At 66.8% G+C, this 18,916-nt stretch carries 19 protein-coding genes; 17 read left to right on the top strand and 2 right to left on the bottom strand.

Annotated features, from left to right (window positions below; translation table 11 throughout):
* Positions 1-28: 28 nt before the first annotated feature.
* From tatB to AC1Q6E_RS06625, 6 genes are all read left to right on the top strand, one after another.
* Positions 29-604 (top strand): Sec-independent protein translocase protein TatB, encoded by a 576-nt coding sequence (tatB, locus tag AC1Q6E_RS06650; protein WP_152797889.1) that lies wholly within the window; start codon positions 29-31, stop codon positions 602-604.
* A complete protein-coding gene (gene tatC, locus AC1Q6E_RS06645) occupies positions 601-1,365 on the top strand; it encodes a twin-arginine translocase subunit TatC (RefSeq protein WP_296560092.1) in 765 nt (254 codons plus the stop codon). Before tatB ends, tatC begins: the two co-directional genes overlap by 4 nt.
* Positions 1,366-1,442: 77 nt before the next feature.
* On the top strand, positions 1,443-2,603 hold the full coding sequence (locus AC1Q6E_RS06640; protein ID WP_152797888.1) for an ABC transporter substrate-binding protein: 1,161 nt from the start codon (positions 1,443-1,445) through the stop codon (positions 2,601-2,603).
* 220 nt (positions 2,604-2,823) lie between these two features.
* Positions 2,824-3,858, top strand: coding sequence for a branched-chain amino acid ABC transporter permease (locus AC1Q6E_RS06635; RefSeq protein WP_152797887.1), 1,035 nt, complete (start codon positions 2,824-2,826; stop codon positions 3,856-3,858).
* Positions 3,858-5,675 carry a branched-chain amino acid ABC transporter ATP-binding protein/permease gene (locus AC1Q6E_RS06630; protein ID WP_152797886.1) on the top strand — a complete coding sequence of 606 codons (1,818 nt, stop codon included), beginning with the start codon at positions 3,858-3,860 and terminating at the stop codon, positions 5,673-5,675. Before AC1Q6E_RS06635 ends, AC1Q6E_RS06630 begins: the two co-directional genes overlap by 1 nt.
* Positions 5,676-5,689: 14 nt before the next feature.
* Positions 5,690-6,418: an ABC transporter ATP-binding protein gene (locus tag AC1Q6E_RS06625; protein WP_492572507.1), complete on the top strand. Its 729-nt coding sequence runs from the start codon at positions 5,690-5,692 to the stop codon at positions 6,416-6,418.
* 18 nt (positions 6,419-6,436) lie between these two features.
* On the opposite strand, the gene AC1Q6E_RS06620 is transcribed toward AC1Q6E_RS06625, so the two are convergent.
* On the bottom strand, positions 6,437-7,615 hold the full coding sequence (locus AC1Q6E_RS06620) for a S1C family serine protease (RefSeq protein WP_152797885.1): 1,179 nt from the start codon (positions 7,613-7,615) through the stop codon (positions 6,437-6,439).
* A 36-nt stretch (positions 7,616-7,651) separates the two neighbouring features.
* Between AC1Q6E_RS06620 and AC1Q6E_RS06615 the strand changes: the two genes are divergently transcribed.
* Positions 7,652-8,467, top strand: a complete 816-nt coding sequence (locus tag AC1Q6E_RS06615; RefSeq protein ID WP_492572441.1) for a Nif3-like dinuclear metal center hexameric protein — start codon at positions 7,652-7,654, stop codon at positions 8,465-8,467.
* 395 nt (positions 8,468-8,862) lie between these two features.
* Here AC1Q6E_RS06615 and mscL read toward each other — a convergent pair whose 3' ends face one another.
* On the bottom strand, positions 8,863-9,303 hold the full coding sequence (gene mscL / locus AC1Q6E_RS06610) for a large conductance mechanosensitive channel protein MscL (RefSeq protein ID WP_124691493.1): 441 nt from the start codon (positions 9,301-9,303) through the stop codon (positions 8,863-8,865).
* Between the two features lie 216 nt (positions 9,304-9,519).
* On the opposite strand from mscL, the gene petA reads away from it, so the two are divergent.
* The 10 genes from petA (at position 9,520) to AC1Q6E_RS06560 (ending at position 18,916) form a co-directional block, all read left to right on the top strand.
* Complete coding sequence (petA, locus tag AC1Q6E_RS06605; RefSeq protein ID WP_152797883.1) at positions 9,520-10,128, top strand: ubiquinol-cytochrome c reductase iron-sulfur subunit; 609 nt, start codon at positions 9,520-9,522, stop codon at positions 10,126-10,128.
* A gap of 128 nt (positions 10,129-10,256) precedes the next feature.
* Entirely contained in the window at positions 10,257-11,642 is a 1,386-nt protein-coding gene (locus tag AC1Q6E_RS06600; RefSeq protein WP_152797882.1) for a cytochrome b, read from the top strand.
* A gap of 50 nt (positions 11,643-11,692) precedes the next feature.
* The gene (locus AC1Q6E_RS06595) at positions 11,693-12,535 is read left to right on the top strand and encodes a cytochrome c1 (protein WP_296560235.1); all 843 of its coding nucleotides are present in this window, start codon (positions 11,693-11,695) and stop codon (positions 12,533-12,535) included.
* An 84-nt stretch (positions 12,536-12,619) separates the two neighbouring features.
* The gene (locus AC1Q6E_RS06590; RefSeq protein ID WP_152797880.1) at positions 12,620-13,231 is read left to right on the top strand and encodes a glutathione S-transferase N-terminal domain-containing protein; all 612 of its coding nucleotides are present in this window, start codon (positions 12,620-12,622) and stop codon (positions 13,229-13,231) included.
* A gap of 52 nt (positions 13,232-13,283) precedes the next feature.
* Entirely contained in the window at positions 13,284-13,811 is a 528-nt protein-coding gene (locus AC1Q6E_RS06585) for a ClpXP protease specificity-enhancing factor (protein ID WP_152797879.1), read from the top strand.
* 137 nt (positions 13,812-13,948) lie between these two features.
* A complete protein-coding gene (locus AC1Q6E_RS06580; RefSeq protein WP_492572440.1) occupies positions 13,949-14,866 on the top strand; it encodes a TauD/TfdA dioxygenase family protein in 918 nt (305 codons plus the stop codon).
* 5 nt (positions 14,867-14,871) lie between these two features.
* Positions 14,872-15,906: an ABC transporter substrate-binding protein gene (locus AC1Q6E_RS06575; RefSeq protein ID WP_492572439.1), complete on the top strand. Its 1,035-nt coding sequence runs from the start codon at positions 14,872-14,874 to the stop codon at positions 15,904-15,906.
* Positions 15,899-16,723, top strand: a complete 825-nt coding sequence (locus tag AC1Q6E_RS06570) for an ABC transporter permease (RefSeq protein ID WP_152797876.1) — start codon at positions 15,899-15,901, stop codon at positions 16,721-16,723. Before AC1Q6E_RS06575 ends, AC1Q6E_RS06570 begins: the two co-directional genes overlap by 8 nt.
* Complete coding sequence (locus AC1Q6E_RS06565) at positions 16,716-17,498, top strand: ABC transporter ATP-binding protein (protein WP_296560103.1); 783 nt, start codon at positions 16,716-16,718, stop codon at positions 17,496-17,498. The genes AC1Q6E_RS06570 and AC1Q6E_RS06565 overlap by 8 nt, the downstream gene beginning before the upstream one ends.
* Positions 17,498-18,916: an MFS transporter gene (locus AC1Q6E_RS06560; protein ID WP_492572438.1), complete on the top strand. Its 1,419-nt coding sequence runs from the start codon at positions 17,498-17,500 to the stop codon at positions 18,914-18,916. Before AC1Q6E_RS06565 ends, AC1Q6E_RS06560 begins: the two co-directional genes overlap by 1 nt.

Here is an 18,916-nt window from a genome sequence, read left to right as displayed (position 1 = left end):
CCTGGGGTGGGCTTCCCACAGGCGCTGAATGTTCGACGTCAGCTTTACCGAGCTTCTCACCATAGGCGTGGTGGCGCTCATCGTCATCGGCCCCGAGCGGCTGCCCAAGGTGGCGCGCACCATCGGCCATCTGCTGGGCCGGGCGCAGCGTTACGTCAATGACGTGAAAAGCGACATCCGCCGCGAGATGGAGCTCGAGGAATTGCGCAACCTGCGCAAGGAAATGGAAGACGCCGCCCGTTCGCTCGAGACCACGGTCAAGACCAACGTGGAGGAACTGCACAAGGGACTCAACGAGGTCCAGCAGACCGTCGAGGGGGCCGCCCGCGACGTCAAGGACGCCGCGGCGGGGACACAGGAGCCGGGCACCGCCGCCGAGCCGGCCGCGCTGGACGCGCCGGTTGCCGAAAGGGCCGCCGCCTCGCCCGTGGCTGACGCGCCCGCCGCGGGGCCGGCCGCCCCTCCGGCCGCCGTGCAGGAAGCCCCGTCCGAACAAGACCTCGCCCAGGGCTCGCTGTTTCCGTCGGACCCGCTGCCGTCGTCCGCCAATCAACCCGCCGCCGGCCAGCCGGCCGAGGCTTCGACGGTACGCGAAAGAACGTGACTGACAAAGACGTATCGCAGGAAGACAGCTTCATCTCCCATCTGGTGGAGTTGCGCGACCGCCTGTTGAAGGCCATCGTCGCGATCGTGGCCGTGTTCATCGTGCTGTTCCTCTATCCCGGCGCCTCGGCCATCTATGACGTGCTGGCCCAGCCCATGCTGGCCACCCTGCCACCGGGTACGCGCATGATCGCCACCGGCGTGATCACGCCCTTCATGGTGCCGGTCAAGGTCACGCTGCTGGCGTCCTTCGTCGTCGCGCTGCCTTTCGTGCTCTACCAGGCCTGGGCCTTCGTCGCGCCCGGCCTCTACCAGCACGAGAAGCGGCTGGCCCTGCCGCTGATCGTGTCCAGCACCTTGCTGTTCCTGTCCGGCATGGCGTTCTGCTACTTCGTGGTCTTCAAGACCGTTTTCCACTTCATCGCCACCTTCGCGCCGCAGTCCATCACGCCCGCGCCGGACATCGAGGCCTATCTGAACTTCGTCATGACGATGTTCCTGGCCTTCGGACTGACCTTCGAGGTGCCGGTGGCCGTGGTGCTGCTGGTCAAGACCGGGGTGACCACGGTGGCCAAGCTGTCCGCGGCGCGCGGCTACGTCGTCGTCGGCGCGTTCGTGCTGGCGGCCGTTGTCACGCCGCCGGATGTTGTCAGCCAGTTCCTGTTGGCGGTACCTTTATGCGTGCTCTACGAACTGGGCCTGTTGGCGGCCCGTTTCGTCAAGAGCCGGGACTCGGATTCGACCGCGATAGAAAAAGTCTGAACCCCTCGTGCCCCGGCGCCGTCCGCGTGGCCGGGTCGGGGGTTCGGTTCCAGAACAAGCAGAAAGTGGGGACGTTCATGTTTTCCTTGAGCAAGCTGGCCCTGGCCGTGGGCCTTGGCGTTTTCGCCGCCGCCGCGCAGGCCGATATCACCGTGGGCGTCAACGTTTCCGCTACCGGGCCTGCCGCCTCGCTCGGTATTCCCGAAAAGAACACTTTCGCCCTGATGCCCAAGACCATCGCGGGCCAGAAGGTCAACTACATCGTGCTGGACGACGCCAGCGACACCACGACGGCGGTCAAGAACGCCCGCCGCTTCGTGACCGAGGACAAGGTCGACGTGATGATCGGCTCCACGATCACGCCGAATTCGCTGGCGATGGTCGACGTGGCCGCCGAGTCCGGCACCCCGGTCGTCTCCATGGCCGCGTCGGCCGTCATCGTCACGCCCCAGGACGCCAAGAAGCGTTGGGCCTTCAAGGCTCCGCAGAACGATGCCGAGATGGCCAAGGCCATCGTCGAGCACATGCAGGGCCAGAAGATCCAGTCGGTCGCCTTCATCGGTTTTGCCGACGCCTACGGCGAGGGCTGGTACCAGGAATTCTCGAAGGCGGCCCAGGCCGCCGGCATCAAGGTCCTGACCAACGAGCGCTATAACCGTACCGATACGTCCGTGACGGGCCAGGTGCTGAAGATGATCGCCGCCAAGCCCGACGCCGTGCTGATCGCCGGTGCCGGCACCCCGGCCGCGCTGCCCCAGAAGACGCTGAAGGAACGCGGCTACCGAGGCAAGTACTACCAGACCCACGGCGTCGCCAACAACGATTTCCTGCGCGTGGGCGGCAAGGATATCGAAGGCACTTTCCTGCCGGCGGGCCCGGTGCTGGTGTCGGCCCAGTTGCCGGCCGACAATCCGGTCAAGGCCTCGGCCACCGAGTACGTGCAGAAGTACGAGGCGGCCTACGGCAAGGGGTCGGTGTCCACCTTCGGCGCCCATGCCTGGGATGCCGGCAAGCTGATCGAGGCGGCCGTGCCCGTTGCCCTCAAGAAGGCGCAGCCGGGTACGCCGGAGTTCCGCGCGGCCCTGCGCGACGCGCTGGAAAACGTCAAGAACGTGGCGGGCGCGCACGGCGTGTTCAACATGAGCGCCACCGACCACGTCGGCCTGGACAACCGTTCCCGTGTCATGGTCGTCATCGAAAACGGCACCTGGAGGTTGATCCCTCCCCCTACGCGCTGACGCGCGCCCCCTCAAGGGGGCGATGCGGGGGGACCGGCAAAGCCGGATCCACCGCATCCTGGGGTACCACCAGGCAGGCCCAGGACGGCGTTTTTCCCAGTTGTTCTTCTGGTGGCGAGCTAGCGCCGGTGTAGCTGGGTTGGCTGTGCTCCGGACGTAAAACAATCCTTGCACTCATTGAATTCTCGTCACCCTCTTGGGGCGGTCCGGCGGAGCTGACATGGATCTACAGATCGCCCTTTTCCTGATCCAGGATGGCGTCGTCAACGGCGCCATTTATGCGTTGCTGGGAATGGCGCTGGTGCTGGCCTTCACGGTCACGCGCGTGATCTTCATTCCCCAGGGCGAGTTCGTCGCCTGGGGCGCCCTGACCCTGGCGGGCTTGCAGGCCGGCCAGTTGCCGGGAACGGTCTGGCTGCTGGCCATGGGCGGCGGCGCCGTCATGCTGGTGGAGCTGTGGACCGCGTGGCGGCGGCAGGACTGGCGCGCCATTCCGCGGGCCGCCGGCTGGAACCTGCTTTATCCCGCGTTGATCTTCGCCGCGGCGCGTCTTATCGATTTCCCGCAGATGCCGCTGCTCGCGCAGATCCTGTTCGCGCTGCTGGTCGTGGTGCCGATCGGGCCCATGGTCTGGCGCCTGGCCTTCCAGCCGGTGGCCGAGAGCAGCGTGCTGGTGCTGCTGATCGTCTCGGTGGCGGTGCACGTGGCCATGGTGGGGCTGGGGCTGCTGTTCTTCGGCGCCGAAGGGGCGCGCACCTCGCCCTTCACCGATGGCGGCATCGAGCTGGGCGGCATTCCGGTCCCGGCGCAGACGCTGTGGGTGGTCGGCTCGTCCATCGCCCTCATCCTGGCGCTGACGGTGCTGTTCGGCCGGACACTGTACGGCAAGGCCTTGCGAGCCACGGCGGTGAACCGGGTCGGCGCCCGCCTGATGGGCATCCCGACCAGCCTGGCCGGCAAGCTCAGCTTCACGCTGTGCGCCCTGATCGGCGCGTTCTCGGGCATCCTCATCGCGCCGATCACGACCATCTACTACGACACCGGCTTCCTGATCGGCCTGAAGGGCTTCGTCGCCGCCATCATCGCCGGCCTGGGCAGTTATCCGCTGGCGGCCGCCGGCGCGGTGCTGGTGGGCCTGCTGGAGGCCTTCTCGTCGTTCGCGGCCAGCGCCTACAAGGAAGTCATCGTGTTCACGCTGATCATCCCGGTGCTGATCTGGCGCTCGCTCGCCTCGCGTCACGTGGAGGAGGAATAATGCGGCTGCGGCCCATCTGGTTCGTTGGCGCCGGCCTCGTCCTGCTCGTCGCGGCCGTGTTCGGGATGTCCGAGTTCACCGTCACGCTGCTGAACTACATCGGCCTGTACGCGCTGGTGGCGCTGGGACTGGTGCTGCTGACCGGCGTGGGGGGCGTGACCTCGTTCGGCCAGGCGGCCTTCGTGGGCCTGGGCGCCTATACCAGTGCCTGGCTGTCCATCGCGACGCTGCCGCCCGCCTTTGCGTGGCTGGGCGGATCGCCCTGGCTGGGGCTGCTGGCCGGGCTCCTGGTCACGGCCGTGGCGGCCTGGGTGCTGGGCGCCATCGCGCTGCGCCTGTCCGGCCACTACCTGCCGCTGGGCACCATCGCCTGGGGCCTGAGCCTGTACTTCCTGTTCGGGACGCTGGATTTCCTGGGCGGCCATACCGGGCTGTCCGGCCTGCCGCCCATCTCGGTCTTCGGGCTGGACCTGTCCAAGGGCCGGCACCTGTTCTGGCTGATCTGGGCGATCCTGCTGCTGGCCATGCTGCTGGTCAGCAACCTGCTGGACTCGCGCGAGGGCCGGGCCATCCGCGCGCTGAAGGGCGGCATGGTGATGGCCGAGTCCATGGGCGTGGATACCGCCCGCTCGCGCATCGCGATCTTCATGATCGCGGCCCTGCTGGCATGCGTCTCGGGCTGGCTGTACGCCCACATGCAGCGGTTCGTGAACCCCACGCCGTTCGGCCTGCATATCGGCATCGAATACCTGTTCATGGCGGTCATCGGCGGGGCGGGGCAGGTCTGGGGCGCGCTGGTCGGCGCCGGCCTGGTCACCATGCTCAAGCAATGGCTGCAGGACCTGCTGCCGGGCCTGCTGGGCGCCTCGGGCAATTTCGAGAGCATCGTCTTCGGCATCCTGCTCGTGGTCGCCCTGCAACGCGCGCCGGACGGGCTCTGGCCCGTGATCGTCCGCCTGGCCCGGCGCTGCCTGCCGCTGGCCGAAGCGCGGCGCGCCGTGGACGAGAGGGCGCCGCCGCTGGCCCGGCGCGCCCAGCCGGCGCACGGCGAGGTCGTGCTGGAAGCCCGGGGCCTGACCAAGCGCTTCGGCGGGCTGGTGGCCAACAACGACATCAGCTTCACCGTCCCCGCCGGCGGAGTGCTGGCCCTGATCGGCCCCAATGGCGCGGGCAAGAGCACCATGTTCAACCTGCTGTCCGGCGTGGACGATCCGTCCTCGGGCAAGGTGGTCTTCCGCGGGCGGGACGTGACCGGCCGGCCCTCGCGCGAGATCGCCGCGCTGGGCATGGGCCGCACGTTCCAGCACGTGCGCCTGCTGCCGCAGATGACCGTGATCGAGAACATCGCGCTGGGCGCCCATCTGCGCGAGCGGCCGGGGCTGCTGTCGGGCCTGGTGCTGGGCAGCCTGCACCTGGAGCGCCATGAAGAGGCGCGGTTGCTGGCCGAGGCGGCGCGGCAGGCGAGCCGGGTGGGGCTGGGCGACGCGCTGCACGTGGCGGCCGGCTCGCTGCCGCTGGGCAAGCAGCGGATGCTGGAAATCGCCCGCGCGCTGTGCGCCGATCCCTGCCTGCTGCTGCTGGACGAGCCGGCGGCCGGCCTGCGCTACCTTGAAAAGCAGGCCCTGTCCGATACCCTGAAGGCGCTGCGGGCCGAGGGCATGGCCATCCTGCTGGTCGAGCACGACATGGACTTCGTCATGGGCCTGGCCGACCGCGTGGTGGTGATGGAGTTCGGCGAGAAGATCGCCGAGGGCCTGCCCGAGGACGTGCAGCGTGATCCGCGCGTGCTGGAAGCGTATCTGGGAGGTGTGGAATGACGGGTCCGGCGGCAATGGACGCTCCGCTGCTCGACGTCTCGGGCCTGTCCGTGTCCTACGGCAAGGTCGAGGCGCTGCATGGCATAGACCTGGCGGTGCCGGCGGGTACGATCGTGACGGTGATCGGTCCCAACGGCGCGGGCAAGACGACCCTGCTGTCGGCCATCATGGGGCTGCTGCCGGCGCGCGGCGCCATCAGCCTGGACGGGCGGCCCCAGCGGCGCGTGGAAATCGAACAGATGGTCGCCGCGGGCCTGAATCTCGTGCCCGAGAAACGCGAGCTGTTCGGTGAAATGAGCGTCGAGGACAATCTGCTGCTGGGGGCTTTCCAGCGCTACCGCTCGGGCCACCGCGACCAGGCCGCGTCGATGGAGGAAGTCTACGGCCTGTTCCCGCGGCTCAAGGAGCGCCGCCAACAGTTGGCCGCCACCTTGTCGGGCGGCGAGCGCCAGATGCTGGCACTGGGGCGTGCCCTCATGGCCAAGCCCCGCCTGCTGTTGCTGGACGAGCCCTCGCTGGGCCTCGCGCCGCGCATCGTCAAGGAAATCTTCCAGATCATCGCCGAACTGCGGCGCCGGGGCGTGGCCATCCTGCTGGTCGAGCAGAACGCCCGCGCGGCCCTGCAGACGGCCGACTATGCCTACGTGCTGGAGACCGGCCAGGTGGTGCTGGCCGGCCCGGCCCGCGAACTGGCGGACGATCCCCGCGTGGTCGAGAGCTACCTGGGGCTGGGCAGGAAATAGGGGCCCGCCCGGTCGGGATCAGGGCTGCTGCGCCTCGCGCCGCGGCTTGGGCCGGGTGCCGATGGTCACGCTGGTTTCCATTTCCTGCCCGCCGCGGACGATCTTGATGGCCACCTTCTCGCCTGGCGGAAGCTGGGCGATGGCGTTCAGCATCGTGGTGGTGTCCAGGATGGTCTTGTCCGCGACCGACACGACGATGTCGCCCGTGCGTATGCCGGCCTTGGCCGCCGGCCCGCCGCGCACCACGCCGGCGATGATGACGCCTTCCTTGCGCGACAGCTTGAAGGCGTCGGCCAGTTCCGCCGTGAGGTCCTGCGGCTCGACGCCGATATAGCCCCGGGTGACCGTGCCGGTCGTGATCAACTGCTCCATCACCTGGCGCGCCGTGCTGACGGGGATCGCGAATCCTATGCCCAGCGAGCCGCCCGAGCGCGAATAGATGGCGGTGTTGATGCCGACCAGGTTGCCCTGGGCGTCGATCAGCGCCCCCCCGGAGTTGCCGGGGTTGATGGCGGCGTCGGTCTGGATGAAGTTCTCGAAGGTGTTGATGCCCAGGTGGGTGCGGCCCAGGGCCGAGACGATGCCCATGGTCGTGGTCTGGCCCACGCCGAACGGGTTGCCGATGGCCAGGACCACATCGCCCACCTGGAGGTCCTCGGCGCGGCCGAAGGTGACCGAGGGCAGGTTGGGCAAGGCCAGTTTCAGCACCGCCAGGTCGGTCTCGGGATCGGAGCCGACCAGCGTGGCCTTGCCTTTGCGGCCGTCGGCCAGCGCCACTTCGATCTCGTCCGCGGCCTCGATCACGTGGTTGTTGGTCAGGATGTAGCCTTCGGGGCTGACGATGACGCCCGACCCCAGGCTGGAGACGGGCTCCGGGTTGGTGTCGGGTTCGCCGAAGAAGCGCCGGAAGACGGGGTCGTCGGAGAACGGATAGGCCGGCTGCTGGGGCGTATCCTTGCTGGTGAAGATGTTCACCACCGCCGGTGCCGCCTTGTGGGTGGCCGCCGCGTAGGACGCGGTCGCGCCGCCTTCGCCGGTCGACGAGGGCGAGGCCTCGAAGAACGGGACGACGATGGCGTTATTGCTGCCCGGCCCCCCGCGGCGTGGCAGCCATTCGGGGCGCAGGGTGGCGACGATGAATAAAATGGCCAGACAGACGGTGGTGGTCTGGGCAAAGATCAGCCATAGTCGGCGCATGTGCAAAATACTTTTCCCTAGCTTAGGAGATTGACAATGATCGCAGGCGAGCGAGCCTCAGCGCAAACCCATGCACCAGCGGGGGGCGTCAGCGCCGAGGAACTCGCATCCTGGCTGGCCGCCGAACTGCAGGTCGCCCGGTTCCGCGACTACTGCCCGAACGGCCTGCAGGTCGAGGGCCGGCCCGTGGTCCGGCATATTATCGCCGCCGTTACCGCCTCCGAGGCCGCCATCCGGCACGCCATCGACGCCGGGGCCGACGGCCTCCTGGTCCACCACGGCTGGTTCTGGAAAAACGAGGATCCCCGCGTGCGGGGCACCCGGCGCACCCGTTTGTCGCTGGTCCTGGGCCATGACCTGAACCTGTTCGCCTACCATCTTCCCCTGGATGCCCACCCCCGGTGGGGCAACAACGCACAACTGGCCGAGGTGCTGGGCCTGGCCCCCCATCTGGTGGAGGGCGTGCCCCAGACCGCCGGCCATGATGGCCTGATCTGGCTCGGCCAGGCCCCCGGCGTCGCCACGGTGGGCGACCTGGCGGCCCGCATCGCCCAGCGCCTGCGGCGCGAACCCATGCTGATCGGCGACCCCGCCCGCCCCGTGGGCCGCGTCGCCTGGTGTACCGGCGCCGCCCAAGGCATGCTCCAGGACGCCATCGACGCCGGCGCCCAGACCTACATCACCGGCGAGATCTCCGAACCCACCGTCCACCTCGCCCGCGAAACCGGCACCGCCTTCCTGGCCGCCGGCCACCACGCCACCGAACGCTACGGCGTCCAGGCCCTGGGCCTGGCCATCGCCGACCGCTTCGGTGTCCGGGTGGATTTCATCGACATCGACAACCCCGTCTAAAGGGAAGCCCACCCCCTACCCGCTGACGCGGGCCCCCTCAAGGGGGCGATGCGGGTGGACCGGAAGGGAAACCCACCCCCCATGCCCTTCGGGCGCCCCCTCAAGGGGGCGATGCGGGTGGACCGGAAGGGAAACCCACCCCCATGCCCTTCGGGCGCCCCCTCAAGGGGGCGATGCGGGTGGACCGGCGGAGCCGGATCCACCGCATCCTGGGTCTAGTTCCAGTTTCTTGGGGTGTGGCACCGTTGCTATCGCTGGCAGCCAGCGGTAGCAACCGTGCTTCAGTCCAATATAGTTTCTCTAGACCCAGGAAACCGCGGATCTGGCTTTGCCAGTCCGCCGGTTTCGCCCCCTGGGGGGCGCCCGAAGGGCGTAGGGGGGGGCTACCTCTTGGCTTACCTCTTCAGCAGATCGCGGATCTCACGCAACAGTTCGACGTCTTCCGGTGTCGGCGCGGGCGCGGGAGGCGGGGCTTCTTTGGTGAAGCGGGCCTGGGCGCGGTTCATGGCCTTGACCATCCAGAAGATGACGAAAGCCAGCAACACGAAGTTGATCAGAATGGTCAGGAAATTACCCCACCCGAGCAGGGTGGCGCCGGCCTTGCTGAGGGCGTCGTACGTCTGCGGGCCGGCGTAGTCGGCTGGCGCCCGGAGTACGATGAACTTGTTGCTGAAATCGACGTTGCCGCCCAGGATGACGTTGACGATCGGCATGACGATGTCTTTGACCAGGGAGTCGACGATCTTGCCGAACGCCGCACCGATGATCACACCGACCGCGAGGTCGACGACATTGCCGCGCATCGCGAAATCGCGGAATTCCTTCATGATGCTCATGGACCACCTCCCGTTTGTTGTTGCGCGAAAGTATCCCTTATTTTTTCGCGCCGCGGGAACTTCGGCCGTAATAGTGCGATGGCGAATGTGCTACGAAGTCTGTCGGGGCCTGTAGGCATTGCGTTATACTCGAAGGTTACTATAAGGCGCCGGTCCGCCAAGAGCGCCAATCTGCTTTCAAGTGCTAAGAGAAGAAGTAATCTTGAGGGTCAATCAATGAGTCAGGACAAAGTGGTAGACGCCGACCGCCGGTTTTGGGTCGGCACCACCTGTGCTGTGGGGGGAGTCGCCGCTGTAGGCGTGGCCGTTCCTTTCGTCAGCACGTTCGCCCCGTCCGAACGGGCGAAGGCGGCGGGAGCTCCGGTGGAGGTCGATATTGGAGGCATGCAGCCCGGTGAAATGCGCACCGTCGAGTGGCGCGGCAAGCCGGTCTGGATCATCCACCGCACGCCGGAACAGCTTGCCACGCTGAAGGAAGTCGACGACCAGCTCGCCGACCCCAACTCCCAGCGCAATCCCGACGAAATCACGCCCGAGTACGCGCGCAACGAGTACCGCTCGATCAAGCCGGAGTACCTTGTCGCCGTCGGCATCTGTCCGCACCTCGGGTGCTCGCCCACCGCCCGGTTCGCCACCGGGCCCCAGCCCAGCCTGCCGGCCGATTGGCATGGCGGCTTCCTGTGCCCCTGCCATGGCTCGACGTTCGACATGGCCGGCCGGGTGTACAAGAACAAGCCGTCGCCCGACAACCTGACGATTCCTCCCTACGAGTTCCTGTCCGATACCAAGATCGTGGTCGGTGTCGACAAGAACAACAAGGCCTGAGCGTCAGTCATTCGCAGCGGGGGAGGCGATAGCCGCGTCCTCCTGTCAAACGTAGCCATAGAAACACGTCGGCGTTGCGGCACCAAGCAGTGCAGCGCCGAACCCGCCGAGCAAAAGGAGCAGCAGCCATGGCTGGCGAGAAGAATGTCGAGACAACGGGCCTTCTGGGCTGGATCGACGCCCGCTTTCCGCTCACCTCGACCTGGAAAGCGCACCTGTCCGAGTACTACGCACCGAAGAATTTCAATTTCTGGTATTTCTTCGGTTCGCTGGCGCTCCTGGTGCTGGTCATCCAGATCGTGACCGGGATTTTCCTGGTCATGCACTACAAGCCCGACGCCGAACGCGCGTTCCAGTCGGTCGAATACATCATGCGGGAAGTGCCGTGGGGCTGGCTCGTCCGCTACATGCACTCCACCGGCGCCTCGATGTTCTTCGTCGTGGTGTACCTGCACATGCTGCGCGGGCTGTTCTACGGCTCGTACCGCAAGCCGCGCGAACTGGTCTGGATCTTCGGCGTCGCGATCTTCCTGTGCCTGATGGCCGAGGCCTTCATGGGCTACCTGCTGCCCTGGGGCCAGATGTCGTACTGGGGCGCCCAGGTGATCGTGAACCTGTTCTCGGCCATCCCGTTCGTCGGCCCCGACCTGGCGATCCTGATACGGGGCGACTACGTCGTCTCCGACGCGACCCTGAACCGCTTCTTCTCGTTCCACGTCATCGCCGTACCCCTGGTGCTGCTGGGCCTGGTCGTGGCGCACGTCATCGCGCTGCACGAAGTCGGCTCCAACAATCCCGACGGCGTCGAGATCAAGGAGAAGAAGGACGCCAACGGCATTCCGCTCGACGGCATTCCGTTCCATCCCTACTACTCCGTGCATGACCTGTTCGGCGTGGCCATCTTCCTGATGATCTTCAGCGCGATCGTGTTCTTCGCGCCGGAGATGGGCGGCTACTTCCTGGAGTACAACAACTTCATCCCGGCCGACCCGTTGAAGACCCCGCCGCACATCGCGCCGGTCTGGTACTTCACGCCGTTCTACTCGATGCTGCGTGCCTGCACCGACGACTTCACCTGGGTGCTGGCGTTCGCCGCGGTCGTGGCGGCCGCGTGGTTCCTGTTCAAGAGCCGCGTCGGCGGCGTCGCCAAGATCGCCATCACCGTGGTGCTGCTGGCGATCGCCATCCTGCTGCGCGTCTGGGACGCCAAGTTCTGGGGCGTGCTCACGATGGGCGGCGCGGTGGTCATCCTGTTCTTCCTGCCCTGGCTCGACCATTCGCCTGTCAAGTCCATCCGCTACCGTCCCGGCTGGCACAAGTGGATCTATGGCATCTTCATCGTCAACTTCCTGGTGCTGGGCTACCTGGGAACGCAAGCGCCTACCGAGGTCTTCAACCTCATTTCGCAGGTCGGTACCGTTCTCTACCTCGGCTTCTTCCTGTTGATGCCGTTCTGGAGCCGGCGCGGCACGTTCAAGCCTGTGCCCGAACGCGTCACTTTCTCCGCCCACTGAGGATGCTCACCGGGCCGGCGGCGGCTGCGCCGGCCTGACAGACTACGGATATCACGATGAAGAAGCTGCTCGGTCTACTGATTCTGATGCTGGCCTGCACTGGGGTGCAGGCAGCCGAAGGCGGGTATCACCTGGAGAAGGCGCCCGCGCGCCTGAACGACCTGCCGGCCCTGCAAAACGGGGCCAAACTGTTCGTCAACTATTGCCTCAACTGCCATGCCGCTTCGTCCATGCGGTACAATCGGCTCAAGGACATCGGCCTGACCGACGAACAGATCAAGGACAACCTCCTGTTCACGGACGGCAAAGTCGGCGACATGATGACCGTTGCCATGACCGCCAAAGAGGCGAAGGAATGGTTCGGCGCCGCGCCTCCCGACCTGTCGGTCATTGCCCGGGCGAAATCCGTCAATGCCGGACCGTCGGGCGCCGATTACCTCTACACCTACCTGCGTACGTTCTACCGCGACGATACCCGGCCCACGGGCTGGAACAACCTGGTGTTTCCCAACGTGGGCATGCCTCATGCCATGTGGGAGCGCCAGGGGCCGCGCGAACTCACCACCGTCGCCATGCACCGGGGCGAAGGCGAACACGGTTGGGAGCGTGTCACGACGGTTTACGACGTGAACGGCGCTGCCACCGTCAAGCACGAGCCGGTTGCCGATTACCACGGCCACGAAACGATGGAAACACGTTTCGCGGCCAAGGATGCGGCCCGGGTGCAAGCGTACGACAACGACGTTGCCGATCTGGTCGCGTTCATGTCGTGGATGGCCGAGCCCGTGCAGCAACATCGCGTACGCCTGGGGGTGTGGGTGCTGATTTTCCTGGCTTTCTTCACGGTCATCACCTGGCGACTGAACGCCGTGTACTGGAAGGACGTCAAGTAGTTCTCGAACTACCTGTCCGGGGCCAGCATCCTTTTGGATGGCTGGCCCTTTAACGTTTTTACATACTCTCTCGGAGGCCCCGTCATGATGGTGCTTTACTCCGGAACCACGTGTCCGTTTTCCCAACGCTGCCGTTTCGTGTTGTTCGAAAAGGGCATGGATTTCGAAATCCGCGATGTCGACCTCTACAACAAGCCCGAGGACATCGCCGTCATGAACCCGTACGGCCAGGTGCCCATCCTGGTCGAGCGCGATCTGGTGCTGTACGAGTCGAACATCATCAACGAGTACATCGACGAGCGTTTTCCGCATCCGCAGCTGATGCCCGCCGATCCGGTGATGCGCGCCCGCGCGCGGCTGTTCCTGTTCAATTTCGAGAAGGAACTGTTCGTGCACGTCGGCACGCTGGAAGCACGGGAAAGCCGCGCCGACGAGAAGGCGCTCGACCAGGCGCGCCAGCAGATCCGCGACCGGCTTTCGCAGCTCGCGCCTATCTTCCTGAAAAACAAGTTTATGCTTGGCGAAGAGTTCTCGATGCTGGACGTGGCGATCGCGCCGCTGCTCTGGCGCCTGGACCACTATGGCATCGAGCTGCCGAAGAACGCCGCGCCCCTGCAGAAGTATGCCGAACGCATCTTCTCGCGGCCGGCGTACATCGAGGCGCTGACGCCGTCCGAAAAGGTCATGCGTCGCTGATGCGGGGCGCACGGATCACCAGCCGGCATCGCGCGGCGCCAAGGGTGCAACCATGAGCGAAATCTCCACCAAGCCGTACCTGATCCGTGCCCTGCACGAGTGGTGCACCGACAACGGTTATACGCCCCACATCGCCGTGACGGTGGACGAGCGGGTGGTGGTGCCGCGCGAGCACGTCACGAACGGCGAAATCGTCCTGAACGTCGGTCGGCTGGCCACCCACAAGCTGCAACTGGGGAACGAGTTCATCGAGTTCCAGGCGCGCTTCGGCGGCGTGGCGCGGCAGATTTCCGTTCCCATGGATGCGGTCACGGCCATCTATGCACGCGAAACCGGACATGGCATGGCCTTCGAGGCGGGGCCACCCGCCTTGTCGGACGCGGGCGTCGCGCCCGACAGCCCGGTGGTCGACGACGCGGCCACCGTCGAACCGCAAGAGAATGTTTCGGCAATCCGTCCGCAATTGTCCGCCGTGCCGGCGGGCGATGCGCCTGCCGTCGACGGCAAGCCCGACGACACGGATCCCGCCCCGCCGGGCGGTCCGGACCGTGGCCGGCCGAAGCTGACCATCATCAAGTAAGTCGTTTTCACCGCCGACGGGGCTCGCGCCCCGTCGCGCTTCCCCGCTCCACGCGACGCATAACCAAACTCGGAAACATTCGTTAGCGGCCGCCGCGCCGATCGTTATTCTGGTTCTCTTTCCCGAGACGAATGACGATGAACGCATTGCTCAAGCCGCAACATCGGCCCGCGGATACCGAGCTGCACCAGCCCCGCATTCTTGACCCCGAGCTCTATCGCTACGACGAAGCGAGCCTGGGGGAGATCCGCATCCAGCCTTATTCCCCCATCGTGGGGGGCGTGGTCCGAGGCTTCCGCTTCCAGCCGGATGTCCGCACGCCCGACGAGGTCCAGGCCTTCCTGTACCGTTCCCTGCTGGAGTACGGTTTCCTGTCCTTCGAGCCGGGCTCGGTCGCGGCTGGCGATTTCGAGCCGTTCGCCGCGCTGTTCGGCGCGCCGCGGTTCGCCGGCAATCCCCAGGCGCCGCGCGTGGGGGGCGAGGCCAACGCCATCGATTCGGCGCGCAAGAAAACGCGCACCAACTACATCTGGCATATCGACCAGGCCTATCGAGAGCACCCGCAGAAATTCACCGCCTTGTACGCCGTAGAGGCGCCCCGGCACGGCGGCGGGACCTTGTTTTCGAACGCGACGGCGGCCTACCGGCTGCTCGATCCCCGGTTCGCGGCCTACCTGGATACCCTGACCATCCTGCACAACGCCGACCAGATGGGGCTGGTGTCGATGTCCTATGCGGATCCGGAGCGCCTGGCGCAGGCACGGCTCGATACGCCGCCGCTGGAAGTGCCGCTGGTGCGGGTACACCCCGAAACCGGCGCCCGCCAGCTTTTTGCCTGCGAACTCTACGCGCAGCGGGTGCTGGGCGTGCCCCGGCTGGTCAGCGACCATCTGCTGGGCATCGTGTTCGAGTTCATCAAATCGCCCGAGGTCTGCACCGAGTATCGGTGGGAAACCGGCGCGGCGCTGATCTGGGACAACCGCATCGTCCAGCATCGGGGCATTTTCAACTACGCGGGACAAGGCCGCGTGCTGCATCGCGCGGTGCTGGATTGAACAAGATGAGCAACATGAAAAAGCTGTTCCGGAAAATCGGCGTTGCACTTGCCGTGGGGCTGGCGGTGAATGCCGCGGCATCTGTCGCCCAGGCGGCCGAACCGCTGCCCAAGCTGGCGGTCACGGTGTTCTCGCCGCCCTCGCAAAGCATATGGATTCCGGTGCTGATCCAGCGGCTGGGGCTGGACCGCAAGCACGGGTTCGAACTGACCGTGATACCCAAGCCTTCCAATGTGGCCTACACGGATTTCGCCACCGGCAGGGACCCGGTCTGCTTCTGCGCCGCGATCGCCGCCGTCAGCCGCTTCAAGCAGCAAGGCGCCGATTTCACCTTGCTGTGGAACATCTTCAACTTCGAGTCCGACATCGTCATCCGCGATCCGGGGATCACGGACATCCGGCAACTCCAGGGCAAGGTGGTGCAGACCGACACCATCACGGGGAGCTGGGCGCTGTCCAGGTGGTTCCTGCAGGCCCGCGGCGTGGACCTGGGCAAGGTCACGATCAAGTCATCGAGCGCGCGCGGCGCGGCCGGCCTGGCCGAGTTGCAGCTCGGGCGCATCGACGCGCTGCTGGTCAATCCCACCGAGGGCGCCGCCGCGGTTGCCCAGGGCAAGGGGGCGCTGCATTCGCTGCCGGTGTTCGACCAGGCTGTCTGGCAGAAGGCCTCGGGCACGGACTTCGTCCCGTCCATCACGTTGGGGGTCGCCTCGCCGTGGATCGCCCAGGCATCCAACCAGGCCCTGATACGAAAGTTCTACGCGGCCAACAAGGAAGCGGCCGACTTCATCCGGCAGAAGCCGGCCGAGGCCGCCCGCCTGGTGTCCAAGGATGCCCAGGTCGAGGTGCAGGCGCTGCAAGGCGTGCTGGAGCGTTATCGCGACCTGACCCGCATCGAGCCCCTGCGCCGTCACATCAAGACGGTGGCGCTGCTGACGCAGAAGCTGCTGCCCGAGGGCGGCCAGTTGCCACGCCCGCTGACGGATGCCGAGCTCGATTCGCTGGTCTCGGCCTTCGACGTGGAAGGCAGGAATGAGTAGCCTCGCGGATCACCACGAGCCGGCGCGGCGGCGCGGCGCGGGGCTGCCGTCCTGGCCGTCCGTGCCGTGGGAGGGGGCGCTTGCCATTGCGCTGATGCTGGGGGCGTGGGAGTGGGCGTCGCATCATTCGACTCCCATGTTTTTCCCCTCGCTGTCGCAGATCGCGGCCACCGCGGGCGACCTGCTGGCCTCGCCGGAAGGATGGTCCGCCCTCGCCATCACGTATGGACGTATCTGGGCGTACCTGCTGGCGTCGTTCCTGGTGTCGTCCCTGCTCGGGGCGGCCGTGGCCGGCAACGTCCATGTCGAGCGTTTCCTGGTGCCGCTGGTCGAACTCAAGCAGGGCATCCCTTCCCTGTGCTGGGTCATCTTCGCCATCCTCTGGTTCCGCGATGCCGAGGCGCGCATCGCTTTCGTGGTGGTCACCTCGGCGCTGCCCGCGTTCTTCTACCAGGCCCGCGACGCCTTGCGCGGCATCCCGCGCGACTGGGTGGATCTGGTGCAGTCCATGCGGCCGACGCCGTGGCAGCGGGCCCGCATCCTGTGGTGGCCGGCGGTCCTGCCGTCGTTGCTGACGGTCTGGCGTATCAACATCGGCAATGCCACCCGCGTCACGATCATGGCCGAGCTGCTGGGCGGGATCACCGGCGTCGGCCACCAACTGCGCGTATCGCAGGAGATGTTCCGCATGGATCAGACCATCGTCTGGACGGCCGTGCTGGTGGTTTTCGTCATTCTGAGCAATCAGGTGCTGAGCGGCTTCGAACGGCGGTTCCTGTCGTATCGCGGCCATGACGGAGTGCGCGGCCATGCCTGAGACCATCGCGTTCGTCCAGGTCGAGAAACGATTCGGCAAGAGCCGTCCGCCAGCCATCGCCGGGCTGAGCTTTTCCATTGCCGCCGGCGAGCATGTCTGCATCGTCGGCCGCACGGGCTGTGGCAAGTCGACGGCGGTCAATCTGATCCTCGGCCTGACAGAGGCGTCTGGCGGTCGCGTGCGGGTGTTGGGCGTCGATCCCCTGCGCGACTTCAATCGCCTGCGCGGCCGCATAGGCTGCGTATTCCAGACCGATCGCCTGCTGCCATGGCGCACCGCGCTCGAGAATGTGCTCGTGCCGCTCGAAATCCTGCGCACGCGTTCGCCGGGCACCGAGGCGCAGGCCGTCGGGCTGTTGCACAAGGTCGGCCTGGCCGGGCACGAGCATGCGTATCCCCAGCAGTTGTCGGGCGGCATGCGCCAGCGGGTGGCGCTGGCGCGGGCGCTGATCACCCGGCCCGAGGTCATGATCGCCGACGAGGCTTTCGGCGCGCTGGACGAAGTCACCGCCGCCGCGCTGCGCGCCGATTTCCAGCGCATCGCCAAGGCGCATGGCCAGACGGTCCTGCAGATCACGCATTCGCTGGAGGAGGCGCTGTCCATGGCCGATCGTGTCCTGGTCTTCGACCGGCCGGGGCGGGTGGCGGGCGAGTTCCTGCGCGCGCAATGGGAGACGCCGGCCCAGCGGCAAGCGGTCCGGCAGTCGCTGCGAGGCCTGATCGCGGGCGATGCGGAGGCGGATGCCGGCGTGGCCGGCGTGCGCCGGGTGGCCTGATGCCGCCGGCCGCCACCGCCGGGACCGCGCCGCCCGAACGCCTGTCGCCGCAGACCCGGCGCACAGCGTGGATCGTTTCGTCCATTTTCTTCGTCGAACAGCTCGACGCGACCAGCGTGGCGTCGGCGCTGCCCGCCATGGCGGCGGACCTGAACTCGGACACGGTCACGCTCAGCGCGACCATCACCGCCTACCTGCTCGGGTTGACCATCCTGATCCCGCTGAGCGGCCGGCTGGCCGAACGCCATGGGGACAAGCGGGTGTTCGCCGGCGCGATCTGGCTGTTCCTGGCCAGTTCCATCGCCTGCGGTTTCGCGCCCAATGCCCTCGTCCTGGTCGTGCTGCGCTTCGTCCAGGGCATGGCGGGCGCCTTGATGGCGCCCGTCGGCCGGCTGATCGTGCTGCGGACCGCCGCCAGGCATGAACTCGTCGAGGCGATGGCCCTGGTGATCCTGCTTGCCATGATCGCGCCCATGGTGGGGCCGTTCCTGGGAGGTCTCCTGACGACCTATGTGGGATGGCGCTGGATATTCTGGATCAACGTGCCGCTGTGCCTGGGCGCGCTATGGCTGGTCCGGCGCTTCCTGCCCGCGACCGAGGGCAGGGGCGAGGGCGCGTTCGACCTGCGCGGCACGCTGCTGAGCGGTGCCGGCTTCGCCTGCCTGATGTGGGGGCTGATGGCGCTGGCCGAGGCCCATGTCCGGACAGGGCCGGCCGTGGCGGCGCTGGTGGCCGGCGTGCTGCTGGTGGCGGCCTATATCCGGCACGCGCGGCGGGTCGCCGATCCGGTGTTGGCCCTGGACCTGCTGGCGCTGCGCAGCTTCCGCGATGCGATGGCGAGCGGTTCGGTCTTCCGCATCGCCGTGGGCGGCGTACCCTTCCTGCTGCCGGTGACCTTGCAGCAGCGCGACGGCTACAGTCCGCTGGAGGCGGGACTGGTGGTGCTCATACCGGCCGTGGGAGGCTTCGCGATGAAATTCTTCAGCGGCAAGATCCTGCGCCGGACCGGATACCGCAAGGGGTTGTTCCTGCATGGCGCGCTGGCGGCGGGCTGCCTGGCGGCGGCCGGATGGATCCCGCCGCGCGAGGCGCTGGTCGTGTACGCGGCGGCACTGTTCGGTTTCGGCTGGGCGCGTTCGCTGCAGATGAACGCCTACGGCACGCTGGCGTATGCCGACGTGGCCCGGTCCCGGCTGGCCGCCGCCACCAGTTTCTTCCTGTCCATCCAGAACCTGACGGTGGCCATGGGCGTGGCCGTGGCCGCCCTGCTGCTCAAGAGCGGGACGGCGATCGGTACGGGCGGGGCCGCCTATTCCTGGGTTTATCTCGTCCTGGGCGCGGTCGCCCTGGGCAGCGCGGCCATGACGCTCGCGATGCCGCCGTCGGCGGGCCGGGACCTCCTGCAAACCAAACGCTGA

Source organism: Pigmentiphaga sp. MLSB6-MA01 (genome assembly GCF_058793475.1).
This window is presented reverse-complemented; position numbering and strand designations above follow the sequence as displayed.

Coding starts and splice junctions, on each gene's coding strand:
- AC1Q6E_RS06620 (WP_152797885.1), bottom strand. CDS start 7,615: ATGCGCCGACTATGGCTGATCTTTGCCCAGACCACCACCGTCTGTCTG.
- AC1Q6E_RS06585 (WP_152797879.1), top strand. CDS start 13,284: ATGAGCGAAATCTCCACCAAGCCGTACCTGATCCGTGCCCTGCACGAG.
- AC1Q6E_RS06615 (WP_492572441.1), top strand. CDS start 7,652: ATGATCGCAGGCGAGCGAGCCTCAGCGCAAACCCATGCACCAGCGGGG.
- mscL (WP_124691493.1), bottom strand. CDS start 9,303: ATGAGCATCATGAAGGAATTCCGCGATTTCGCGATGCGCGGCAATGTC.
- AC1Q6E_RS06590 (WP_152797880.1), top strand. CDS start 12,620: ATGATGGTGCTTTACTCCGGAACCACGTGTCCGTTTTCCCAACGCTGC.
- petA (WP_152797883.1), top strand. CDS start 9,520: ATGAGTCAGGACAAAGTGGTAGACGCCGACCGCCGGTTTTGGGTCGGC.
- AC1Q6E_RS06625 (WP_492572507.1), top strand. CDS start 5,690: ATGGACGCTCCGCTGCTCGACGTCTCGGGCCTGTCCGTGTCCTACGGC.
- AC1Q6E_RS06565 (WP_296560103.1), top strand. CDS start 16,716: ATGCCTGAGACCATCGCGTTCGTCCAGGTCGAGAAACGATTCGGCAAG.
- AC1Q6E_RS06640 (WP_152797888.1), top strand. CDS start 1,443: ATGTTTTCCTTGAGCAAGCTGGCCCTGGCCGTGGGCCTTGGCGTTTTC.
- AC1Q6E_RS06575 (WP_492572439.1), top strand. CDS start 14,872: ATGAGCAACATGAAAAAGCTGTTCCGGAAAATCGGCGTTGCACTTGCC.
- AC1Q6E_RS06600 (WP_152797882.1), top strand. CDS start 10,257: ATGGCTGGCGAGAAGAATGTCGAGACAACGGGCCTTCTGGGCTGGATC.
- AC1Q6E_RS06635 (WP_152797887.1), top strand. CDS start 2,824: ATGGATCTACAGATCGCCCTTTTCCTGATCCAGGATGGCGTCGTCAAC.
- tatB (WP_152797889.1), top strand. CDS start 29: ATGTTCGACGTCAGCTTTACCGAGCTTCTCACCATAGGCGTGGTGGCG.
- AC1Q6E_RS06580 (WP_492572440.1), top strand. CDS start 13,949: ATGAACGCATTGCTCAAGCCGCAACATCGGCCCGCGGATACCGAGCTG.
- AC1Q6E_RS06570 (WP_152797876.1), top strand. CDS start 15,899: ATGAGTAGCCTCGCGGATCACCACGAGCCGGCGCGGCGGCGCGGCGCG.
- AC1Q6E_RS06630 (WP_152797886.1), top strand. CDS start 3,858: ATGCGGCTGCGGCCCATCTGGTTCGTTGGCGCCGGCCTCGTCCTGCTC.
- AC1Q6E_RS06560 (WP_492572438.1), top strand. CDS start 17,498: ATGCCGCCGGCCGCCACCGCCGGGACCGCGCCGCCCGAACGCCTGTCG.